The organism is Heliobacterium chlorum, assembly GCF_014502795.1.
Taxonomy (GTDB): domain Bacteria; phylum Bacillota; class Desulfitobacteriia; order Heliobacteriales; family Heliobacteriaceae; genus Heliobacterium; species Heliobacterium chlorum.
The window spans coordinates 34,002-55,569 of the sequence record NZ_JACVHF010000013.1 but is presented as its reverse complement, the minus strand read 5'-3'; the positions used below and the strand labels follow the sequence as shown (position 1 = coordinate 55,569).

The window sequence follows — 21,568 nt, the reverse complement described above, 5'->3', positions numbered from 1 at the left end:
CAATTCATTGATGAGCGAAAAGTCATAATCGTCGTCACCATAGAAGAGCGTATATGTCCGTCCATTATCGCAAACTAGTTTGTCGCCAACTTTCATAGACAAACATTCCTTCATAAACTAAACGTTAACAATTAAACTAGCCGAAGCGGATTATAAGATAAAAACAGGGAAGCCCTGATTTTCAATGAAGGAAATCAGGGCTTTTTCAACCTTAAATTAGCCTAGACTTCTGCAGTAGTCGTTTGACAATTACTGCGACTTCTGCCCTGGAGATATCATCTTTCGGTGCAATCATCGTTCCACTTTTCCCCGTTACGATTCCAGTCTTTATGCAATTAGCTATGCTTGTTTTTGCCCACTCAGATGAATCCCCGGAGTCTAGATACTGTTTCAGAAGATTATCCGATTCATCAATCTTCAAATCAACCTTTAAACCAGTAATCTTCATTGCTTTTGCAATCATTGTCATGGCCTGTTCACGAGTTATCATATCCGTGGGACCAAATTTATTGTCCCCGTACCCGTTAATGATGCCACGGTCAAAAGCTGTTTCGACGTATTGGCAATACCAGTCTGAAGGATTAACGTCGGTGAAATTATTCTTACCTGTCCCAGGTTTTAGACCAAGTGCCCTGACGATAATAGTTGCAAATTCAGCCCGAGTAATATTTCGTTCTGGCTCAAAATTTCCGTTTCCGACGCCACTAATCACCATTCTTGATCCCATGTCATTGACGGAATCCTTTGCCCAGTGATTAGATACATCGGAAAATTCTATGGGATGCCATATTACCGAATAGGCACTGTTTGTTAGGCTGTTAATTTTCGCAAAATACTTGCCGTTAATAGCGACGACCTTTGTGGGTACATGCCGAATTGTTCCGTCTACATCCAGGATGACACCAGTTGTTATTTTGCTCGGATCAATTCCATCCGGTATCGGGATAGTTCTTTCTACATAAGCGCTAAAGGTATTAACTTCTACTGTTTTTCCTGCGTATGAACATTTCACATTGAATTCTACCGGAGGTACCACGATAGTAAGCTCATTCGCTTTCGCTACATTTTGGATAACTTTAACCGTGTCCTCATTTGGCTTTGAAATCTCAACTTGTACGTTGACATCTTTTAAGGTGATGTTATTCCCCAGCTCTTTCGATATCTCATCAATATTAATTTGCTGAGCAGGAAGCGTATAGGTAGCCCTATCCGTTTTTACTTCCAGGACCGCCTCCTTGTTTTCCATATTTTTAATCATTTGACCGTTAATTTGGCCTACAATAATATCTGCCTTGGCGTTAACTGGAATGGTTATGACCGAATTTACCCCTTCGCTTTCTAGCTTCTGCTCGATTCTTCTTTCGTCAACCGTTATTGTTGCAACAGTTTTTCCGTCAATATTTGACGTAGTCAAGGTGCCAGCGTTTTCTGCCTTATTATTAACCAGAACGTCTACCTGATTATTCTGCGAGGGTGTAGAATTCTGGGTACTGCCACCTCCGCTAGAAGAGGAGTGAGGTGCAACTTGGTTGGAAGGGACTGACTCAGCACTTTCACCGACCGCGTTTTTTGCCTTAACTGTAAACGTATAACTTGTGCCATTACTCAGCCCCGTTACCGTAATGGGAGATCCATTTCCCGTAGCCGTAATGCCGCCTGGGTTTGATATCACTTCATACGATGTAATGGGAATACCGCCACTATACAATGGAGGGCTAAAACTTATAGTAGCTTGTCCATTACCTGCGGAAGCTGTTACATTGGTAGGGGCATCAGGCACGACGGCAACAAAGCGAATGAAACCATCTCCAAGTTCAAAGTTTTCTGGCTTAAAAATTCCCCTTAAATTTACCTCTAACTCAGGAACTCCTGAATTCCCATCAGTATCAATGTAGAGCTTGGTGGTATTTCCTGAAGTGAAAACCTGTACGGACTTTGCAGCAACATTAGTTCCGTCGCCGCTAGTTACCGCTCCTCCTGTAAAATCCACCACAGGCTGTCCATAGACATAACCATTAACGGAATTAGTAGCAAAACCGATTACATTAATGGCATCACCGGTGCCAAAATTGGTTAGAGTGTCTACCCCATTACCACTTTGGTTAAAAGCAATTACTTCGGCGTCTTGACCTAAGGTTATTTCGTCATTCCCTTGGCCGCTCCAAAAAGCGATTGCGTTATTTGTCAATTTATTTCCTGATGCACGCAAATGTGAACCGGCACTTGAACTTTCTTCTAAAATCCCATAGTCAAAACCGGAAACTACATTATCTTCAACAATGGCATTCGAATCCTCGTAAATATCAATGCCCATATTTGAGAATCCACCATCATCGGAAGTTCCATCGTTATGCCATGAAGTATACGGATGCCTAGTAATTGTATTTCCTTCAATCTGAACCCCATCACCGGCATAATAAAGTAAAATCCCTGAAGGCCCAGATAGTCCTAGGTTGAGATAGCTTCCTTCCTCGCCCTCCGGTGGAATTACAACCCCGATACCAAGAATATTATTATCCCTAATAATCCCCGTAGTTCCACGGCGATCACCATTAGCGCCACCTTGACCAGAACGATCGGAAGAGCCTACCTGTATACCATTTCCGGTGCTGTATAGCGTCTGCCCGTAACCCTGGATAAGGTTATCATGAATATTAACTTCCAAAGTTGGTCCCCAGGCAAGTATGGCTGTTTTCTGGAACTTATCTATTGTAGAGTTCTTTACAGTAAGAGTATGGGCTGCTGTTCCTTGGGCGCTTTCAGCGAAAATACCCTCGTTATGATTCGCCCCCGCTGGTTGGTCTGAAGGCAGGTATCCGCTTGGTGTAGACATGCCATAATCTGATGCCAGTTCACGAACACCGGTTACCCTTACCGAGTCGATGGTTACATTTGTGTTATAGGCACCGATTCCGACAAAGTCAAAGTCCATCCTATGATTTACATCATATGTACTTTCGGGTAGATATCCTTGATCATTACCATCCACCGTTAAGTCTTTAATTAGGACTTCCCCAGAATCCGAATCAGTTTTAATACCGATTACAGCGTATACGTCTTGGTTTTTAAGGTTTTTCCAGTCACCACCACTTTGAGCTAGCTCATTTCTGCTAGGTGATTGAATAATAGTTTGATCTGTGCCAGCTCCGTGTAGGGTGATATTTTTCGTTATGCTTACTTGTTCAACAAATGTTCCTGGATCAATATTAACAGTATCTCCGTCTACCGCTTCGTAAACTGCGTCTTGAACTGTATCATAGTCCCTTACGTTACCTGTATGGAATAAATGTACTTTCGGTGATGAAACACCAGCGCTACCCTGAGAAGCATAACAAGTAAAAACGATAAGAGTTAGCGAAAACAATAGTAAGATCTTTTTCACTAAAGTATGATTCAACGTTTCTTCCTCCTTCTTATCAAATATTAATTGAGCTGTTTCCTACTCCGATATAAAAACTTTACCCGCCTCCCTTTAGCTTTTTTGTAGTTCTGGTTAATGAACGTTATGCACTCCTGTTATTTATGTCAATATCACTTTATTACTAGAAAATTCTCTCTTTTCCTGCTTACATCGACTCCTTGTTTGTTAAAAGTTTAAAAGCTGACCATTCAGACAGGACTCCGAATGAAAAAACCCCGACACATAGGTCAGGGTTTGTTTTATTCCAACACATCGATAATGTCGCTCAACCTTACTTCCTCGATCGACACCCATATCCACTACATACAAAACTTCGCCGACAGCCACTTCCCGTCTTGCAACCAAATCCGCACCTCTCTCCGGTTGCGCATGGCTGCTGACAAAATATACTCCATCTCTTCCTTCTTTACTTCCTAGTACAACAAGTCTCACAACTCTAATCGAATTTAACACTTTTAGACTTCAACAGATTCATAACAATAGGTAGCTGGTTCGAGCCCGGCCATCGGCTCCAGTGAGATCGAGGCTTGCGAGAAATCGTGAGCCTTTAATTTTTGTCCTTACCGGCAATTTGACGGCGGAATTTCAAGAACTAGACCGGGACTTTCATTCAAAAAGAATTCCCCCTGCTAGCGTTTCGTACTCTCTAGTAGGGGGATAGTGAGTTGATGGGCCGGTTGCATCACCATTATATCATCCAGTAAATTATTGCACATACACAAAATACAAATATTAGCAAATATTTTTTATTTCTCGAGTTTTATCCGTTGAGAAGGTCTCTGTTAATGTTTCGAGTCATGACAGTGGCAATGTGCCGGGGGGGGTTACTATACGAAAGAGGACCGAAAGGCTGAACGAGTCAGTTCTCTTGATGATTTAAAAAGGCATATTGCTGATTATAAGCACATATATAAATGTTGACATGCCTTAAGTCTCTCTATGTCATTGCCCCGCAAGTTATCGCGGGGTATTTTTTCTAATTTGGTCCGTAAATTGATTGATTTCAACGTATATTTTACAGTCATGAATCAGCACTCCTTCATAACAAGCCACCCTTTCTATCCCCCCCGATTATTTCGTGGGGAATTTTTGTTTTTATAAAAATCACTGAGTGATAACATAGCACGATTAGAAAATCCATTAGTCTGGTAATAATATGTACTGTTGCACTGTTCTTTTGCGTAACTGGTTCATGTTCAATGCAACCCTCAATCTCTCCAATCTCTCCAATCTCCCTATACCCTATCAGAAAGAGTCCGTATCAACGGGCTACTTTCTATTTTGCTCATCTTATCGCTTATTGCGGCATATATTCTAATGTGCTTTTGCCCTCTGAAGAGCTCCAGTTAGTAGCACTCCGCGTTTTTGCGGGGTATTTTTTTATGCGTTCGTCTTAGATTTATCGGTCAATTTCTCCATAAAAAGCCGTTACATCGTACTCCCAAATGGTTCAATTGCTCTTATCGCTAATTCCGCAGTGGCAGCTTCCGGTCTGCGGTTAGCTCTGGCATAATGCTCCCTCCCTAAGAAATTTCCAGAAATTGCTCACAGTTTGTTAACAGGTGTGGATACGTCTTGAAAAGTCGACTTGAATCGTTCAATTTCCCCGGTCAGTATGTTTACTCGTCTAATCGGTGGGTCGATTGTGCTCTCTAGCATCTTTGGCCCGGATTCTCGTTTCGTCGCTGAAACAATCAGCTTGTCCGGGCGCTTTATCGTCAGTCGGTGCCCCGGGTCATATCGATATGTTCAAATAATTTTTTGTTTAAGCATGAAATTGTTTCGTTGAGTATAAATTATTAGTGGAGTAGAAACATTTATATGAAAGGGGAAAGGAAATGTTCAAGAAGGTTCTTATTGGCGTAGTGGCTTCTGCCATTCTTGCACTGACCGGTTGCGGCGGAGGTAGTAATCAGGCTCCGGCTAGCAGTAACCAGCAGCAAAGTACCGCTACAAATGTCCCCGCTCCCGAACCTACTCCATCTTCGAGTCAATCGTCTCCGACAATTGAGGCTGAAACGGCTGAATATCTCTTAAAAATTACACCTATCTTCGCTGATATCGAAAAAAACAATACCAACTTTGAAAACCTCCGCCAACAAGCTGCTAATGGTACCTTGAGTGGAAAAGACTTCGCCCAGAAAATAAGGGACGAAATTCTACCGTCTTACGCGAAGTCGTCTGAACAACTTTCAGGGATTAATCCGCCTTCGTCAATGCGTGAAGCCCAAGATACCATGATAAAGATGATTACAAAAAACAATCAGGGAATGAACGAGTTTATAGCGGCTTTAGAAAACAACGATTTATCCAGAGTTACTGTCGCTAACGGTTACTTTGCCGAAGCCAGTGCTTTAGATCAGCAGGTAGCAACCATTTTTCAAAATGCCGCTCCGACACCGGGCAAGTAAAACAAAAAAGCCCCAACCTTATAAGAGGAATGGGGCTTTTTTTCATTTTTTTGTAACGGATCAAAAAAGCGCCTGACTCGGAGCTCTCCTTAAAGCTGTTTTTACTTTCTTCAATGCTCTGGATTCTGGGGTATTCCAAAAATTTTTGCCATGGCGTCGGCTAACTTCTTTTCTATAGCCGCATTGTTGATCAAGATGATTTCTTTCACGATTTCCTTAACCTCTCCGGCAGATAATAGTTTGTCGTCGTCGATACCTTTTTTCAGAAAGAGTTGCTCCACTTCCGCATGGTTTATCCCTATCATCTCTAACCTCCCTTTCAATAGAAATTATAGCAATAATAGGTACGAGTTAGACATTCTTTTGTTTGTAAAGTTTCTACTATCTTTTCGTATATAGGCATATACCGTGGCAAAAAAATCCACCTTTCAAGATGGATCTTCAAAAGTGTGGTTTCCCTGTCGAGTAAACTTACATTTTTTCGATGATAATCTAACTGGCGTTCCCGAATGAAACCAACCAATAACACGATCAGTACAACCGTCAGAGTAACTAAGAATACAAGATTTCCATAATCCATCAATATTCTGCTGGCTACGCGCTCTGAAAAGTTAGCGTGAAGTATTTTTTCAATCTCAACAGGAAAATATCGTTCGCGTCTCTAATTGGTATCCATTAATTCCATATTACGGATACCAATTGTCTGCGAAAAGCAATGCTATTTAAACGGGTCAAATAGCAATACTGTTCTAGATATAACTGAATTCTGTGAACCACTTAGTGAAATTATAGGGTGGTGCCTATCGTGTTTGATGATGGATACGGGTATTTTTCGATAATAGGTATACTTGTCGGATGGTTGTTCATCGCGGTGCATAAACGGGAAGACTTTGTGAGGTTACAGCATCGAATTATTCGTTCCTCTTTGCCTGTTTTATATTTGGTTTCATTTGTTGTATTCATCTATGCTGTGGCGAGGATGTTTCTCCATTAGGGAGTACTACGATCGATATACATGGAGGGGTTACTATGGTGAAATCGGGCTTGTTGAAGAGTTTCAATAGCAACAAATTGGCGACAAAAGCCGCAATAAGCTGCTGTCTGTTGCTGTTCCCATTGACTGGATGCAGTGCTATTCATCCATCGCAACCTGTAAATGCGGTTCCTACAGAAAATCCACCAACCTCTCATGATATTTCCTCTTCAGCGTTACCAGACCTAGCCCTACAAAAGGAACTTGAAGATTATAAAGAGTTTAACGAAGTGGCTCTGAAAACAATGACCGAGGAACAACTCATCTCTGTTGCCGAAAAACTCTGTCATTATACTTTAACCGTTAATGATACACCCATCCCCAGCGACGGTGTGATAGAGATGCACGATTCTAAGATTCGGCTTGTCCTATCACAGCGGATTCAAATGTCTTCGACGCTCCCCGCCAAGTATGAGCAAATGGGTCCACTGAAAGGATTACAGGAGAGCGGTGACTATCACGATCACCTGAAAATCCTATCAAATATACCTTTTGATATACAGGGTTCCAGTGGAACCACCGTTTCAGGATATCACTACATATTTGAATCTCTTCAAGCTGGTTCGACGATTGTTGTAGGAGTGGCACCTGACCTTCAACGGCGTCTCGGTTTAAAAACGTCGAAAATTCAAATCCGTATTACGGTGTAGATCTGCTTATCAACTGTTGTTGATGGGTAGGGTATGAAATGAAGAGATATTCCATAGGATTCATCGTCGTTTCATTCATAATGACAGACGTTCCCAAAACATAACCGTTCCAAGTACATTAATCCAAGTCATTAACCAGTTATAGTTTCTACCCAACTATGGTTCATAGTGAACCGAATACCCCTTATACGATAATCGAAAAAAGAAAAACGGCATTAAAACAACGAAGTATCTACGATATTTCGTAGATACTTCGTATTCGAAATGTCCGGTTCGCAAAGGTTTATCTTTTATCGCATTCCGCGTCCGTGGAAGCCGCCACCGAATCCACCGAAGGATTTCCCCCCGGCGTTTCCTTGTTTGGTTCCAGCCTGTCCATTATCATTTGCCGGACGTTGAGGGAGTTTCGCTAAGATTGCATCGGCTTGGGCTTGAGTAATGGAACCAGCTGTGACCAAGTTCGCCAAGGTATCTTTCAGCGATAGGGGAGCTTTCTTTTCGGCAGGCTGACTGCCAGGCGTCGGCAGAAGGGCGACCGCTGCATCAGCTTGAGCTTGCGTGATGGTACCAGCCGTGACGAGGGGAGCCAGTAAGTTCGCCGGGCTGTGTTTTTCCCGTTCCTGTTGAATCGATGCTTTCATAGTGTCAACTTGCGCTTGCGTCAGGGTACCGTCGCTCACCAGTGTAGACAAGATATCTTCGTATTTTACAGGTGTACCTTGTTGGTTATCTCCGGGTTTCGGGAATTTGTCCATAATCGCTTTGGCTTGTTCTGCAGTGATGGTTCCTTCTTGAACGAATTGGGCGAAGGGGCCATCATGTTTGGGCATAGCGGCGGCAATCGCCTCGGACTGTTCTTGCGTCAGCGTATTATCGGTTACAAGAGAAGCGAGAATATCTTCAAACTTTACAGGCGCTTGGGATTTGTCGGCAGCTTTTTCACTGGGTTTGGGGAATTTCGCTTTGATCGCATCGGCCTGGGCCTGGGTAATCACGCCGTCACTCACCAGTTTAGTAAGCGGGTTTTCCCGTTTATCCCCTTTTAGGTCGCCTTGTTTGTTTCCGTGAAGGGCTTGCAGAATCGCATTGAGTTGATCTTGAGTTACCGTACCGTTTGTCACCAGCTGATTCAGCGAATTTTGGGGTGGTTGCGGAAGGGCCGCTGTAATCAGATCGGCTTGTGCTTGGGTTATCGTTCCGGCAGTCACTAACGAGGAAAGAATATCTTTAATATGGGTCCCCATCATCCGTGGACCTTGTTCTTTCCCTTGGCTCTGATGCCGTCCCCACATGGACGGTTGCGCATTGGTGGAATCGGCTGCAAAAGCGATACCGCCGATCAGCAAGATTCCGCCCATCACGAGGCCACAGATAGCTTTATTCAATTTGGTTGGTTTCATGACTTTCATCTCCTTGAGTTCGTTTTTATTTTTCTGTGGTAAGTTCTCCTTACAGATATATCGTAACGCTTGATTGTGTCCATTCTGTGAACAAATCTTGGGTATTTTATGAATTTGGTTTTAAGATTTTTTTAAGACAAAACTTATTTCTCGTGGTTCACATATTTACATGCGTACCTTTATACAAAACGGGTATTGCTGCTGCGATAAGGATCATACCCATAAACGCGGGCGCGGCATGACCCAGGGATACATAGAATTGCCCTCCCATGATAGGCCCAATCATTCTTGCTAAAGCCTGAATCGATTGGCTACCTCCTTGAATCCGTCCTTGTTCACTAGAATCAACAGATTTGGAGAGCATCCCATTGAAGGAAGGCCCAAAGATCGAATCGCCAAAACCAAATATAAACGTTCCAACGATAAAAAGGGGATAGAATGAGAACAACGCCGATGCTGCAATAAGACCGTATCCCATAATCTCCGAAACCATTCCAAGAATGGCTATCTGTTTATCACTACGTTTTATCAAAAGCTTTGGCATGATGAAACCTTGGGAAATGATGTCTTGGACACCCATAATTGAAAACATAAGTCCGATTAGGGCAGGCTTCCAACTGAAAGTATCCATTGTAAATTGTGAAAAAACTGCCTGTAATGATCCGTTGGGTATCCAAAGTAAGAACGCTGAGGCAAGTAGCATTTTTAAGTTTTTCATGGAAAGTACGTTTGCGAGCTGTGTGAATGGATTCAGTCTTACTAAGGTAATCTCTTTCAGCCTATTATTCTTGTCAAGGCTCTCGGGCATAAAAAAGAACCCATAAACCACATTCAATAAGGTTATTATGGCTCCAAAATACATGGGTACAGAATAACCAAACTTGGCAAGTAATCCGCCTAGCGTTGGGCCAATGACGGTACCTACACCGACAACTGCACTCATCCATCCAAAGTATTTGGTTCGCTGTTCTCTGGGAATGATGTCTGCAAAATATGCGAAGATAGTGCTTATGCTTCCGCCTGTTATACCTTCGATTATGCGTCCAGCAAAGAGTACCCATAGAGCTCCTCCGATGCCAAAAACGAAGTACCCGATGGCGGAACCTAAAAGGCATACTAAGAGCAATGGACGACGGCCATATTTGTCGCTCAAAGCGCCAAGTACGGGGGCCGCAAAAAACACGCAGACTGCATAAACAGAGGTCAGCAACGTAACAACGATAGCCTGATCTCCCGGATTGCTTATATAAGGCTGCACTAAGAATGGGACAACCGGTGCTATGATGCTGAAGCCTATTCCGCAAAGAAACACAGACATAAGACCGAATAGTAACGCCTTTTTATCTACAGTTTGTGCGGTGTTCTGTTCATTGTGTGATCTAAATTTGAACACTTACATTCTCCCTTCAAAAGTTATGATTTTGCTTCCTCGGAAACATATTTATCGTATCGTTATTTTGTTTCCTTGTCAACAAAATAATCACAATAAAAAGGCAGCCTGTTCTCAATAGAGTTGGGCTGCCTTTGGTTTCATTTTGATTATTTAAATTTATTCCGACTGAATATCTACACCCAGCTTCTTTATTTCTGCATCCAAATGCCTACTATACTTTTCTACAAAGCGAAGCATACTGTCAAACTGTTCCTCAGTTACCTGCTCAAATACGTCTTTATCCCGCTCTTGAAACTCTTTGTGCAGTTCCGCATGGATTTTATAAATTACTTTCCCCTGCTCCGTAAGCCTAAAATAGATTTCTTTCTTGTTATCCGGCTTCTGGTAGCTTTCGATGAGACCTTTTTCTATGAGCTTCTTCGTTAATTTACTGATGGCACCCCTAGTCATATAAAAGGACTCCGCAAGTTTTGTCACGTTGGAATCTAGATTTCTTCCAATGTATTCGATGCAATGTACTTCGGAAGACTTATACCCCTTAAGACTCTCTTCCATCTTAAACTTATTAAGCCAAACCATCTTGTTAAATAAGTCCCTAAAGCCCATTATAACCTGTTCTTCTTTGTTCATGGGTTGTCCTCCCACCCGTTGGTGCATTAACTATATAAGACACGTGTTTTTCAAGTTTTCCATAGCCCGGTAAATTTTAATGAAAGAACGGCTGATTATATCTCTTCTTCAAATGAAATTATCTCATTAATAATTTTAGTCCACGTTTCTTCATTGAACTCCCCTTCTGGAAAATTAAAAGTAAGGTGATCGTATCTCATTGCATACCCACTCAGAAGATTCTTCTCTGCTGAAATGGTGTAGGAATAGTGTTCGTTCTCTATGTACAGATTAACCCACTGTCTTTCTTCTATTATCTCATACTCATGCTTCATACCTGCGATGATAGGCGTATTGGATCGTAATTGTTCCAACCGCTCTTTAATTTGTTCAATTGTCATTTGTTTATCTCCTTGATATATTTGAAATCAGCACGTTTGACACTCAGAGTTCCCTTTTTGAAACCTTTTTCTCGGATACAGTCGAACCTCAATGGGGCCAAACTCGTCTACGCAAATGACCCGTCCGTCTTTTGGTGGTATTTCGTAGAGCGTATCAATTCTTTTCTTTTATTTTTATAGACAATTCTCCTGAATATTTTACCAAATGATTCACTATTTACAACTACCTGAATCCGAAAGCGACAAACAGAATAAGCTTGATTTCTTTTACGATGCTGAAAAAGCCAAGGCGGTTACGCCATTGGCTTTTTCCATTTATTCCGAAACAAAAGTAGGGCTAAGTTCTACCAACTCTTTCGACGAATCTATTCCATCATCGTCGACTTGCTTAACGGGGATGAGCATGACCAAAAACCCCGCAAAAACAATGATTCCAGAAACTAAAAAGGGATATTTCGGGGCAACCATGCCGCCGATGAGACCGGATAAGATGGGCGCAATCGCCGCCCCTAACCAACGAACAAAGTTATAAACACCGGATGTAATCCCTCGTGCGTACGGAGATGACTCCATGACATAACTGGTAAAGAGTGCATTATTCAGGCCAGAAATCAACCCGGAAAGAATGATAATTAGAATTTCCAACCATATGGGCTGTGCCAATAACAGCATGAGAAGCAACAAAGCGTAACCGATCAACCCAAACCGCAAAAGCGACTTTGTTTTCCATTTCTCCTCCAACTGATGAGAAAGTATCGCCGAGCCATAAGCTAGACATAGACCCCATCCAAAAAAAATGAATCCTAACTGAATGGCGGACAATTTAAGGATTAAGGGGGAATAGGCCAAAACGGTAAAGAAACCGTAATAATAAAACATACCGCCTACAGCGCCTTGTAGAAACGGCATATGGGCAAAGAGACGGCCCATTTCACGAAGTCCCGCCGATTTCCGTTTTTGCATATTTGCCGGTTCTTTCACGAAAATCAACTGAAGAAGAAAAGCGATGAAAATCAAGCTGCCTGTCGCGTAGAAAGGATACCGCCAGGAATAGCCCCCGAGGATTCCGCCTACGAGAGGTCCGCCAGCCATTCCGAGGCCGATCGCTGCCTCATACATGCCCACGGCGGAACTGACATCCTTCGACAGCGCGATCAGCAAAGTCATGGCCGTGGCAAAAAACATGGAATTCCCCAATCCCCATCCGGCCCGAAAGATGGAAAGCTGAGCTATCGAATCCGAAAACCCGCAAAGCATCGAGAATACGGGTACGATCGCTAAGCCGGACATCATCATCACTTTGTCGCCTAGTTTCCCGGCCAAGAGTCCTGAAGGGAGCATCATCAAGGCCATCGTAAAAATATAGGCGGTAAACAGCATCTCCACTTGCCAGTGGCTGGCTCCAATTTGTTCGGCAATCACAGGCAGCAGCGGGTCCACCACGCCTATCCCCATAAAGGCAAGGAACGTGGAAAAAACCGTAATCATTCTTCCGCTGCGTCGTTTACGTTCCGTTAGTTCCAATGGTTTTACTCCTTTTTCGATTTGCATTGACCGCATTTTTATCCGATAACTATGATAATGATAAACTTCTCTCGTGATAATATCCAATATATAATTAGTTATAAAACCATTCTCCTAAAGCTATGAATTGAGGCGAAACAACACGAATGGATCTGCTTCAGCTCAAATATTTTCGAATGACCGCTCAACTGGAACACATGACGAAAGCCGCGCAAAAACTTAACATTGCGCAGCCGTCACTAAGCAAAACCATTTCCCGCCTAGAAGAAGAACTGGGCGTATCCCTATTTGACCGCCAAGGCCGGCAGATTCGGCTTAATTCCTTCGGAAAAGCCTTTCTCCGGCGGGTAGAGAATGTTTTCATGGAACTCAATGAAGGAAAACGAGAGCTACAAGACCTAGCCGGCTTAGACCAAGGGGTTGTCTCTTTTGCAGTCACGAACCCCCGAATCCTCCCCGGCCTGCTCGGTTCGTTCTTACAGCGATACCCCCATGTTCGCTTTCGTCAGTTTTTAGGCTCCACCTTGTCTATGAAAGAGCAACTCGAAACGGGAGAGATCGACCTTTGTATCTCCTCCGTCCCCATCGAAGGCCTCTCCATCGATTGGCAATCTCTCTTGGAAGAGGAGATATTTTTAACCGTGTCGGTCGAACATCCATTGGCCGGCCAGCAATCCATTGATCTTAAAGATGCAGCCGATGAACCCTTTATCAGCTTACGAACAGGCCATGGATTCCGGGACATTACAGATGCGTACTGCCGGCAGGCTGGGTTTACCCCGAATATCACCTTTGAAGGCGACGAGCCAGCCGTAATCCGTGAATTAGTCAAGGCCGGATTAGGCGTGGCCTTTCTTCCGGCCCTTTCTTGGATTGGCGTTTCCGATCCCTTACTGCAGCCGCTGCCGATTCGAAATCCAAAGTGTCAACGGACCATCGGGGTAGCGAGGGCCAGAGGGCGTTATCAATCGAAAGCGGCACAACAATTCTATGACTTTGTCGTTGACTATCTTCAAAAAATGACGGCTAATCTTCAAGACCCCGTTTAATTCTGTGAGCGGTTTTTTACGTAAAGCATAGCGACAATGGCTACGATGAGTAGACCTGTGACTACACCACACATCAGAAAACCAAAGCCAGGACCCAACCCTTCTGTAAAGCTGCCGGCAAAAAAATTCCCTATCGGTGTAGTTCCGGCAAAAGTTAACGTATAGACACTCATCGCTCTTCCCCGATAGGCATCATCAGAATTCAACTGAATCGTTGAATTCACTGACGTCATAAAAATCATATTAAAAAATCCGATGATCGCCGTGACTATAACCGCTAACGGGGTGTAATGAATAAAGTTCATCAAGATAAGAAACAACGATATCATCATCGCGCTTAGAAAAATAATTTTTTGGCTGGGGTTCGTTTTTAACTTTGCCGCTAACAACACAGACCCAATAAGGGAACCGATGCCGGATGCGGAGAGCAACAACCCATAGCCATGTACTCCTTGGTGCAACACCCGGTCGGCAAAGACAGGAATAATTACATCCATATTCATGGCAAAAGTCCCAACGACCAGCATGGCCAGCACCGCGCTGAATATCGCCGGTTTTGCGGCTACATAGCGCAACCCCTCCCCAATGTCCGGAAGAATTTTTTGGGATACCCTTTTCGTGTTTAAGGCTATGGGTCTTGTCAGAAATAGACCGAGGATGACTGGGATAAAGCTAATCCCGTTGAGGAAAAAACATAGTCCTGCTCCAAAGCTGGCCATTAAGAGTGCCGAAACAGAAGGGCCGACAATTCTCGCCAGATTGACAATGGTGGAGTTTAAAGCAATGGCGTTCGTTAAGTCCTTTTTCCCGACAAGCTCGATGATGAAAGACTGCCTTGTGGGCATATCTAAGGTATTGACCAATCCCAGAGTTATCGCCAAAGTAAGAACTTGCCAATACCTGACGCCTCCCGAAAAGACCAAGTAAGACAATACAAAGGCCTGAATCATTAAGACGATCTGGGTAATTATCAGTATTTTCTTTTTTGAGTATCTATCGATAAGTACACCAGCAAAGAGAGAAAAAATCATCATGGGACCAAATTGGCCCACCCCCAAAATCCCCAACAAAAAAGCGGATTTGGTCAGTGTATATACCAGCCACTGCTGGGCCGCTCTTTGCATCCATGTTCCCAACAGCGAAATACATTGTCCGTACCAAAAGTATTGAAAGTTCCGGTGACTCAATGCCGGGAAAACATCGGTAACTTTCTTCGTGATTTTACTCATATTGCACGACCTTTAGTCGATATTAAGAGCACTTTCCGAACTTCTATGGATGAAGGATAAGCTGATCCTTGGCCATCAAATGATTCCTTTACGATGATTTTGTCCAGTTTCCCCCTTTAGCCAAAATAAAAACACCCCACGTCATTTATCTGACGTAGGGTGTCCGGAGTTAATCTTCTTTCGAGCAGGTTGATTTTTTAAGCCAATTAAGTACTCCCAAACCCATGGTTTTATGAGGTTTTTGGTGGAGGCGGCGGGAGTCGAACCCAGCGTCCGAAGAAATGCCCACAGAGGACACTACGAGCGTAGTCTGTCGTTTTAGATTTCGCCTTCCTTCCGCACGGCAGACAGAGCGTTGGTCAGGCTATCTCGATAAATCTCGCTTGGACCTCCGAGAATTGGTCGAAGCCAGCTCTCTTAAATGACCCCTTACATCCTCACCGAGAGCACAGAGGAGAAGAGGTTAGACTGCAATTAAGCAGCTAAAGCGTAGTTATCTTCGGCAATTAAAGCCTTCCGCCCTTTTTACGGTCCTGGCGGCAACCCGGCTCGCATCCCAAGCAAACACGTTCCCCGTCGAAACCATTACGCCCCCATGTTCATCTTCCTGAAGGCCTGATCGGCCTTTCAGGGAATCGGAGGGTATCCGAACGTAGTTATAGTATACCCGAAAGTGTTTGGGTTTTCAATGTTAATACAAACCAGTTAAATCAAAGGATGATTTTTAAGGAATTTAATTTGGTGATTTTTTAGGAACCGATTTCTTTGTCCAAATTTGAGCGCCGGTAGTACCAATATGCCTTAATTGGCATATGATGGAGCGAACATGAGGAGGTGCTCATTTACATGAATCGGATGAAACCGCCCGTTTACCCGGCGCCGCCGCAGATGCCTTATACTCCACCGATGGCCCCAATGCCCCCGGCTCCACCGGTGCAAGTGGCTCCGGAGGCACAAGTGCCGAAGATGAAACCTTTACCGCCAACTCCGCCGCCCCCGCCGCCGCCAGTGATTGAGCCGGTGAAGATGGAGCCGGTACCCTGCCAACCGGTCCCCTGTGAGCCAGTACCCTGCCAGCCTGTACCTTGCGAACCGGTCCCTTGCCAACCGATGCCCTGCCAGCCCGTCCCTTGTGAACCGGTCCCTTGTCAACCGACGCCCTGCGAACCCGTTCCTTGCACGCCTGTTCCCTGTGAGCCTCAGGAACCGATCATCGCACCGATTGAATACGTTCCGATGCCTCCTTGTCCCCCGATGCCCATGCCTGTCGAGACTGCGCCGATCGAGCAAATGCCCTATCGACCGATGCCTTGCCCCACGATGCCGGAATACGGCGAGGCCATATCTCCTTGTGAGCCCTGCATAGCTGGGTGGACGCTCGCCCGGGCCTATGTTCCCTGGCAACCTTATTGCCCGCCTTTTTACTCGCCCGCAGAGGCTTTATGCAAAGGAACCATCTTCCCCCCGCTCTATCATCCTTATGTTCGTCGCCGGCCCTAAAAAGTCATTTTATCGGGAGGGATTGTGAGGAAAATGGATCGATGCCAACGTGACCTTCTCCGGCGAATTCAAGAGCTTGAGTTCGTCGCCATCGACTTAAACCTCTTTCTGGACACTCATCCAGACAACCGGGCTGCGCTTCGAGACTACAGCCGTGTTGTCGACGAGTTGAAGAAGCTGAAGATGGCCTACGAACACAAATATGATCTGTTGACCGTGGAAAGTCATGCCGCCGGAAAGTACCCCTGGAACTGGATCGAAGCGCCTTGGCCTTGGGAGATCGAGTATTGAGTCTGGATCGGGGAGGTCGATAAACGAGCATGTGGATTTATGAGAAAAAACTGCAATACCCGGTCCGCGTGGAAAAATGCGACATCGGGATGGCCAAATATCTTTTTGCCCAATACGGCGGTCCCGACTGTTAATAACGATAAGATGATCAAGGGGCGGCCGATCCGGTTGAACACCACCGTTACTTCAGTGAGCGACTTTCATGGATGTTGGTTACATTGGCTACGTTGGGTACGTCGATTACGTGGTTACGTTGGTTACGTCGGGGAGCGTCACCAAAAAAGTCGTCTTAACATCGTTGCTGTCTACACGAATCGTACCGTGATATTTCTCTGTGATGGACTTTACTAAGGACAAGCCGACCCCGGAATTGGGGTTATCTTTACTGGAGACGCCGAAAACAAAGATCTTGCCGACCATCGCCGCCGGGATGACCGGTCCCGAATTAGAAACTCGGATTGTGGTTGCCTTATCGGCCCTTTTCGTCTCTATTTCAATGAACCGTTCTGATTCCTCCACTTTCTGCACTGCTTCCAAGGCGTTTTGCAATAAGTTACCTAGTAACGAGACCATCTCATTAGACTTAATGGGAATACCGGATAGATCATCTTCGAAATTCATAATGAACTTCGTCGTTTCTCCGATTCTCGAACTCATTTTACTGACAAGGATCGCACCTACGTCGGCCCGTGCAATTTTCCCGATATGGATCCCCTGCCGGTACCGAATATCATATTCTTTGATGTATTCGAGTGCCATTTCAGGCTTTTGAATCTGGATAAATCCGAAGATGACTTGAAGATGATTTAAGAACTCATGTTGATTTTTCCTGTACTGATCGACCAGCAGCTTCGACTTTTCCAAGTTCTGTTCCAGTTCGACACTATGCAGGGCTGTTCGATACATGGTCATGATTTTGCTGATCATTATGATGATGGTTATGGTCAGCACGATGGTACCGGCACCTACGGTCCTGACCATATTCGAAACATTCGCTTCTTCCCCGAAGAAATATTTGGACCAATTGGAGAAAAACATGATTAAATATATGACAATGAATAGCATGAGAGCTATACATGTGATGACCATCTGCACATTGGCTTCAAGCTTTTTAACTTTTTCATCTAATGGAATATCGGTTATCGCAACGAGCGCTTTATTCTCGACTTTTTTCTTGACCACTTGAATAATCATCGTCAGGATGATGATCGCAGCGAGTGTCATCCATCCGCCGACGATGTGCGTGCTCGAATTAATAAGAACGTATGGCATGTTTCCAAACAATTCGGTTTCGAAGGGCATGATAAACGCTTCCATGCAGGCAATCAAACTTAAGCCAAGGACGACTGTCGTGATGGCGTACCCAATGGGGATATTCAAAATAACAAACGCATTGACGATAGAAATAAACACAAGCGGAATCACGTGTAATCCAAATAAATACTGACTCAAGATTCCCCGGATTAGCCATGCGATGATTCCTGTGATGATGGAATAAATGCATAGCCTTTTCCGGGAAACTTGTTGCCCCATTAACACGAGACCTGGGATTAAGGAAATAGCCGGTTCGAATATTTGATAAAAAAAAAGGACCCTCAAATCTTCCATCGGTGGTCCCCCTATTTTTTCAGACTGTTAGGTACTTCAGGCTGATAACCATGCACAAAACAAGCGGAAGCGGAGCCGACTTGAGCCAGGAACGTGAGCACCATAGCCAACAGTGCCAACATACGATACTTCATCCGTCAACACCTCCTTCTAAACCATTTTGATACATTAGGAGTGATGGAGGATTTGAGGGTCTCTAGGGGGCATAAGTTGATCGGCGATCCTATCGATGAAAGCGGCAACGGCAAAGCCGGATTTCGTCATCGTAAAGGCTTGCCAGGTCAGGCCTAAGATTCCTGCATAGGCCATTGGTGTATAAGGAGATATATACAAGACCGCCAATGTGGGCAGGGCTAAGCCATATACCACGATGGCACGTTTTCTGTAGCGCTTTTTCTCTTCGTCTGTCAGCGGTTTTGTCGGTGCGGCCGCAGGGGCATATCGATATATTGACCATGTGATAAAGCCAAAGGCGGCGATGGGGATGAACCACCCCTGTGAACCGAATACATACCCGTAATCGGTGACGATACGCGCACTCATAAGGTGAACCGAAACGGTGACAAAGGCGCACATTTCCGAACGTTTTTGGTGAGCTCCCCCGCCATAGATACGGACGGCACTGGCAAAGATACTTGATACGAGCACAAGCAGAAGACAGTTCATCATCCAGCCACAAAAGATTATAAGTATGTAATTGATCAGGGTGCTTCCCCACACTCGCAGGGCGTATAAGTAAACCGCACGTTCTTCTTCGTCACTGCCTAAAATTTGCGCCAGAATTTGGGCAGCCCGTTTGTAAACACGATCCATGGAGTCCCTTCCCTTGCTTCATACCTTTTGATTATTTTTACATGATTATGGATAACTTCCGTTTATTCTCTTTCGTCGAATTTACCGACCAATATTCTCCATATTCACTGAAAATCCTCCTTGTTTTTTGTGCTTTTTTATTTAAATTTTTAATTATGTCGAATTTTGTAACTTAATATCGAAATTTTAAGGTTACTTTAGGTTTTCAAAACTCCAATGAATGGCGATCTCATACTGGGAATAGACGTCGACCCGGGAAATCATCTGATCGATTAAGGTGCGTTTTCGATCGCTGCTTAGCTGTTCAACACTACCTAATGAACTCATAATGTGAAGAGTTATGGCCTGTACGTTATCCTCTGTGGAATCGGTACAGGCCATTTTTTGGTTTAGTCTTTCTAACTTTTGCACCAAGTCTTCTTTTTCCTCTCGGAGCTTAGCCAGGCGTATTTTATATTCGTTTAGATCGATAACTTCTTCTTCGTACGCGACCTGTTGCAAGAGCACGGCTTTTTTATTTTTTTCCATCAACACTTTCAACTGTTCTCGCTCTTTTCGCTCCTTCGATAGATTTTTATGAAAGAAATCTTTATGGCGTTGGACATAAGACCCTACTTCTTCTGGACGGATAAGTTTGGGAAGCACCTTTGTAACCTCTTTTAGGATCATCTGATCAATGATGTTCATTTTGTAATACTTCGTCGGTCGATCGCATCGGCCGTTTTTGCCTTGACAAACATAACGGTATAAAAAACATTCTTTTTCTTCTTGTGATTTGACTTTATAGCGTTGACGAAAAAAGGAGCCGTGCATCCGTCCGCCGCAGACGCCGCAATAGACGAGCCCACTGAGTAAGTATTTTCTCTCAAAACACGACCGGTCCCGGTTGTCCTTTTCACGCCGTCGCCGGATCAAGTCCTGGACTCGATCGAATTTCTTTTTGGTGATCAGCGGCGGATGGGCCTCGTGAACGATTACCCATTCTTGTTGCGGACGGATGACTCTTTTTCGCTCCCCGCTGGCGGTCCGGACAAGCGTCGTCGTGTTGTAGATCATGATCCCTAGGTAAACGGGGTTTTCCAGGATGAACTTCACGGAGGAAGGGCACCACTTTCCCCCGCGAGGTCCCGGTATATTCTCACGGTTCAATTCTTTGGCGATTTTCAACCGGCCGTATCGGTCGTTCAAGAAGTTTTCGATAATCTTGCGATATACGGGGGCCTCGATGGGATCGGGAAGATAACGGCCGTCTTCTCCATAGCGGTACCCGTAGGGCGGGGGAACGTTGCCCCGCCCTTCCTTGGCTTTGAGCATTTGGGTAACTTTGATACGGGAACTGGTCGTTTTCCGCTCTTTCTGGGCGAGGGCCGCATGGATAATGAGAAGGAACTCATCATCGTCGGTACGACTGTCGTAATTTTCTCGAATACTGATGAGAAAGGCTCCCTGATCACTCATGTTTCGCTTTAGTTCGAGCGTGTCCATCACATCTCGAGAGGAACGGGCGATTTCTTTGGTGACGATCCCGCAAATTTTCTTTTCTTCAATGTCCGCCAGCATTTTGTTCAGATCGGAACGCAACCTGGCAAACTGACCGCTTTTGACGTCGATATAGACTTGATGCAGCTGGTATCCGTTGACTTCACACCATTCCCGTATGTACTTCTCTTGATTTTCAATACTCGTTTTCTGCCCCTCCTTTGCAGTGGATACGCGGATATACCCACCTACGAAGAGGTTTGGCATGTTCAATGTGCTTTTGATATCGGTTAGCGTTTCGAAGTTTCCCGATTGTCGCGGCTTTATTACTAGATCATCCGTGACGATTTCTCTGTCATCCAAAATGATTTCTATGTCATCTGTAACGTCTGCCTTTGTGGCAGGGTTTGTGTTTTTAGTCGCGTATCTTTTACCTATTTCTCCCATTTTTCCTCTTTGGCCGGTCTCTATCTTGAGGGTATCTTTTTGGGGGGTCTCTCTTCTGGGAATCTCTCTGTTTAGGCGCTCTCTGATTGGAGTCTCTTTGTCGAGATTTTGTCTTCTTGTCGTGGCCGACACCTCCTAGCTCCGGCGATTCATCTCCTATATCGATATTTACCTGCTCTCTGTCTTCCAAAGCCCATTGAAGAAAAAGCTTCAACAGCATTTGTCGGATTTCTTCCGGTTGATATTGAGACATGCAGACACCACCTCTAGGTTTCCTGTCTACATATATGCAACGGGCCTTGTCCAGGTA

The 21,568-nt window shown here is 44.5% G+C and carries 17 protein-coding genes, 1 other RNA gene and 1 pseudogene; 6 read left to right on the top strand and 13 right to left on the bottom strand.

Translation table 11 applies throughout. The annotated features are described in order from the left end of the window. Positions 1-211: 211 nt before the first annotated feature. Positions 212-3,397, bottom strand: a complete 3,186-nt coding sequence (locus tag H1S01_RS12755; protein WP_188040840.1) for an S-layer homology domain-containing protein — start codon at positions 3,395-3,397, stop codon at positions 212-214. A gap of 1,862 nt (positions 3,398-5,259) precedes the next feature. On the opposite strand from H1S01_RS12755, the gene H1S01_RS12750 reads away from it, so the two are divergent. Then, positions 5,260-5,832: a hypothetical protein gene (locus tag H1S01_RS12750; RefSeq protein ID WP_188040839.1), complete on the top strand. Its 573-nt coding sequence runs from the start codon at positions 5,260-5,262 to the stop codon at positions 5,830-5,832. A 110-nt stretch (positions 5,833-5,942) separates the two neighbouring features. Here the strand turns inward: H1S01_RS12750 and H1S01_RS12745 are convergent, their stop codons facing one another. Next, positions 5,943-6,137 (bottom strand): hypothetical protein, encoded by a 195-nt coding sequence (locus tag H1S01_RS12745; RefSeq protein WP_188040838.1) that lies wholly within the window; start codon positions 6,135-6,137, stop codon positions 5,943-5,945. A 724-nt stretch (positions 6,138-6,861) separates the two neighbouring features. Here H1S01_RS12745 and H1S01_RS12740 point away from each other — a divergent pair. Then, on the top strand, positions 6,862-7,515 hold the full coding sequence (locus H1S01_RS12740; protein WP_188040837.1) for a hypothetical protein: 654 nt from the start codon (positions 6,862-6,864) through the stop codon (positions 7,513-7,515). 290 nt (positions 7,516-7,805) lie between these two features. Here the strand turns inward: H1S01_RS12740 and H1S01_RS12735 are convergent, their stop codons facing one another. The 5 genes from H1S01_RS12735 to H1S01_RS12715 all read right to left on the bottom strand — a co-directional run bounded on the left by H1S01_RS12735 (position 7,806) and on the right by H1S01_RS12715 (position 12,842). Then, positions 7,806-8,915, bottom strand: coding sequence for a hypothetical protein (locus H1S01_RS12735; RefSeq protein WP_188040836.1), 1,110 nt, complete (start codon positions 8,913-8,915; stop codon positions 7,806-7,808). A gap of 157 nt (positions 8,916-9,072) precedes the next feature. Then, complete coding sequence (locus H1S01_RS12730; protein WP_188040835.1) at positions 9,073-10,308, bottom strand: MFS transporter; 1,236 nt, start codon at positions 10,306-10,308, stop codon at positions 9,073-9,075. Between the two features lie 156 nt (positions 10,309-10,464). Then, a complete protein-coding gene (locus H1S01_RS12725) occupies positions 10,465-10,938 on the bottom strand; it encodes a MarR family transcriptional regulator (protein ID WP_188040834.1) in 474 nt (157 codons plus the stop codon). Positions 10,939-11,033: 95 nt separating this feature from the next. Then, complete coding sequence (locus H1S01_RS12720; RefSeq protein WP_188040833.1) at positions 11,034-11,318, bottom strand: hypothetical protein; 285 nt, start codon at positions 11,316-11,318, stop codon at positions 11,034-11,036. Positions 11,319-11,633: 315 nt separating this feature from the next. Further along, on the bottom strand, positions 11,634-12,842 hold the full coding sequence (locus tag H1S01_RS12715; protein WP_341479098.1) for an MFS transporter: 1,209 nt from the start codon (positions 12,840-12,842) through the stop codon (positions 11,634-11,636). Positions 12,843-12,988: 146 nt separating this feature from the next. Here H1S01_RS12715 and H1S01_RS12710 point away from each other — a divergent pair, with 146 nt between their 5' ends. After that, positions 12,989-13,891 carry a LysR family transcriptional regulator gene (locus tag H1S01_RS12710; protein WP_188040831.1) on the top strand — a complete coding sequence of 301 codons (903 nt, stop codon included), beginning with the start codon at positions 12,989-12,991 and terminating at the stop codon, positions 13,889-13,891. Here H1S01_RS12710 and H1S01_RS12705 read toward each other — a convergent pair. Then, positions 13,888-15,120, bottom strand: coding sequence for an MFS transporter (locus H1S01_RS12705; RefSeq protein ID WP_188040830.1), 1,233 nt, complete (start codon positions 15,118-15,120; stop codon positions 13,888-13,890). The genes H1S01_RS12710 and H1S01_RS12705 overlap by 4 nt on opposite strands. 242 nt (positions 15,121-15,362) lie before the next feature. Next, positions 15,363-15,715, bottom strand: a transfer-messenger RNA (tmRNA) gene (ssrA, locus tag H1S01_RS12700). Positions 15,716-15,966: 251 nt separating this feature from the next. On the opposite strand from ssrA, the gene H1S01_RS21540 reads away from it, so the two are divergent. The 3 genes and pseudogenes from H1S01_RS21540 to H1S01_RS12685 form a co-directional block, all read left to right on the top strand. Continuing rightward, a complete protein-coding gene (locus tag H1S01_RS21540; RefSeq protein WP_188040829.1) occupies positions 15,967-16,620 on the top strand; it encodes a spore coat associated protein CotJA in 654 nt (217 codons plus the stop codon). Between the two features lie 33 nt (positions 16,621-16,653). Further along, positions 16,654-16,911 carry a spore coat protein CotJB gene (locus H1S01_RS12690; RefSeq protein ID WP_155475453.1) on the top strand — a complete coding sequence of 86 codons (258 nt, stop codon included), beginning with the start codon at positions 16,654-16,656 and terminating at the stop codon, positions 16,909-16,911. 29 nt (positions 16,912-16,940) lie between these two features. After that, positions 16,941-17,039 (top strand): annotated as a pseudogene (locus H1S01_RS12685) (manganese catalase family protein); the annotation flags it as partial. A gap of 112 nt (positions 17,040-17,151) precedes the next feature. Here the strand turns inward: H1S01_RS12685 and H1S01_RS12680 are convergent. The 4 genes from H1S01_RS12680 to H1S01_RS12665 form a co-directional block, all read right to left on the bottom strand. Next, positions 17,152-18,519 (bottom strand): sensor histidine kinase, encoded by a 1,368-nt coding sequence (locus H1S01_RS12680; protein WP_188040828.1) that lies wholly within the window; start codon positions 18,517-18,519, stop codon positions 17,152-17,154. An 11-nt stretch (positions 18,520-18,530) separates the two neighbouring features. Beyond that, positions 18,531-18,653 (bottom strand): cyclic lactone autoinducer peptide, encoded by a 123-nt coding sequence (locus H1S01_RS12675; protein ID WP_188040827.1) that lies wholly within the window; start codon positions 18,651-18,653, stop codon positions 18,531-18,533. 34 nt (positions 18,654-18,687) lie between these two features. Next, positions 18,688-19,332, bottom strand: a complete 645-nt coding sequence (locus H1S01_RS12670) for an accessory gene regulator ArgB-like protein (protein WP_188040826.1) — start codon at positions 19,330-19,332, stop codon at positions 18,688-18,690. Between the two features lie 192 nt (positions 19,333-19,524). Next, positions 19,525-21,258 (bottom strand): recombinase family protein, encoded by a 1,734-nt coding sequence (locus H1S01_RS12665; RefSeq protein ID WP_188040825.1) that lies wholly within the window; start codon positions 21,256-21,258, stop codon positions 19,525-19,527. Positions 21,259-21,568 lie beyond the last annotated feature (310 nt).

What these genes read in the sequence shown, in the direction of transcription:
- H1S01_RS12750 (WP_188040839.1), top strand. Translation starts at nt 5,260, where the DNA reads ATGTTCAAGAAGGTTCTTATTGGCGTAGTGGCTTCTGCCATTCTTGCA.
- H1S01_RS12745 (WP_188040838.1), bottom strand. Translation starts at nt 6,137, where the DNA reads ATGATAGGGATAAACCATGCGGAAGTGGAGCAACTCTTTCTGAAAAAA.
- H1S01_RS12740 (WP_188040837.1), top strand. Translation starts at nt 6,862, where the DNA reads ATGGTGAAATCGGGCTTGTTGAAGAGTTTCAATAGCAACAAATTGGCG.
- H1S01_RS12735 (WP_188040836.1), bottom strand. Translation starts at nt 8,915, where the DNA reads ATGAAACCAACCAAATTGAATAAAGCTATCTGTGGCCTCGTGATGGGC.
- H1S01_RS12725 (WP_188040834.1), bottom strand. Translation starts at nt 10,938, where the DNA reads ATGAACAAAGAAGAACAGGTTATAATGGGCTTTAGGGACTTATTTAAC.
- H1S01_RS12720 (WP_188040833.1), bottom strand. Translation starts at nt 11,318, where the DNA reads ATGACAATTGAACAAATTAAAGAGCGGTTGGAACAATTACGATCCAAT.
- H1S01_RS12710 (WP_188040831.1), top strand. Translation starts at nt 12,989, where the DNA reads ATGGATCTGCTTCAGCTCAAATATTTTCGAATGACCGCTCAACTGGAA.
- H1S01_RS12705 (WP_188040830.1), bottom strand. Translation starts at nt 15,120, where the DNA reads ATGAGTAAAATCACGAAGAAAGTTACCGATGTTTTCCCGGCATTGAGT.
- H1S01_RS21540 (WP_188040829.1), top strand. Translation starts at nt 15,967, where the DNA reads ATGAATCGGATGAAACCGCCCGTTTACCCGGCGCCGCCGCAGATGCCT.
- H1S01_RS12690 (WP_155475453.1), top strand. Translation starts at nt 16,654, where the DNA reads ATGGATCGATGCCAACGTGACCTTCTCCGGCGAATTCAAGAGCTTGAG.
- H1S01_RS12680 (WP_188040828.1), bottom strand. Translation starts at nt 18,519, where the DNA reads ATGGAAGATTTGAGGGTCCTTTTTTTTTATCAAATATTCGAACCGGCT.
- H1S01_RS12675 (WP_188040827.1), bottom strand. Translation starts at nt 18,653, where the DNA reads ATGAAGTATCGTATGTTGGCACTGTTGGCTATGGTGCTCACGTTCCTG.
- H1S01_RS12670 (WP_188040826.1), bottom strand. Translation starts at nt 19,332, where the DNA reads ATGGATCGTGTTTACAAACGGGCTGCCCAAATTCTGGCGCAAATTTTA.
- H1S01_RS12665 (WP_188040825.1), bottom strand. Translation starts at nt 21,258, where the DNA reads ATGGGAGAAATAGGTAAAAGATACGCGACTAAAAACACAAACCCTGCC.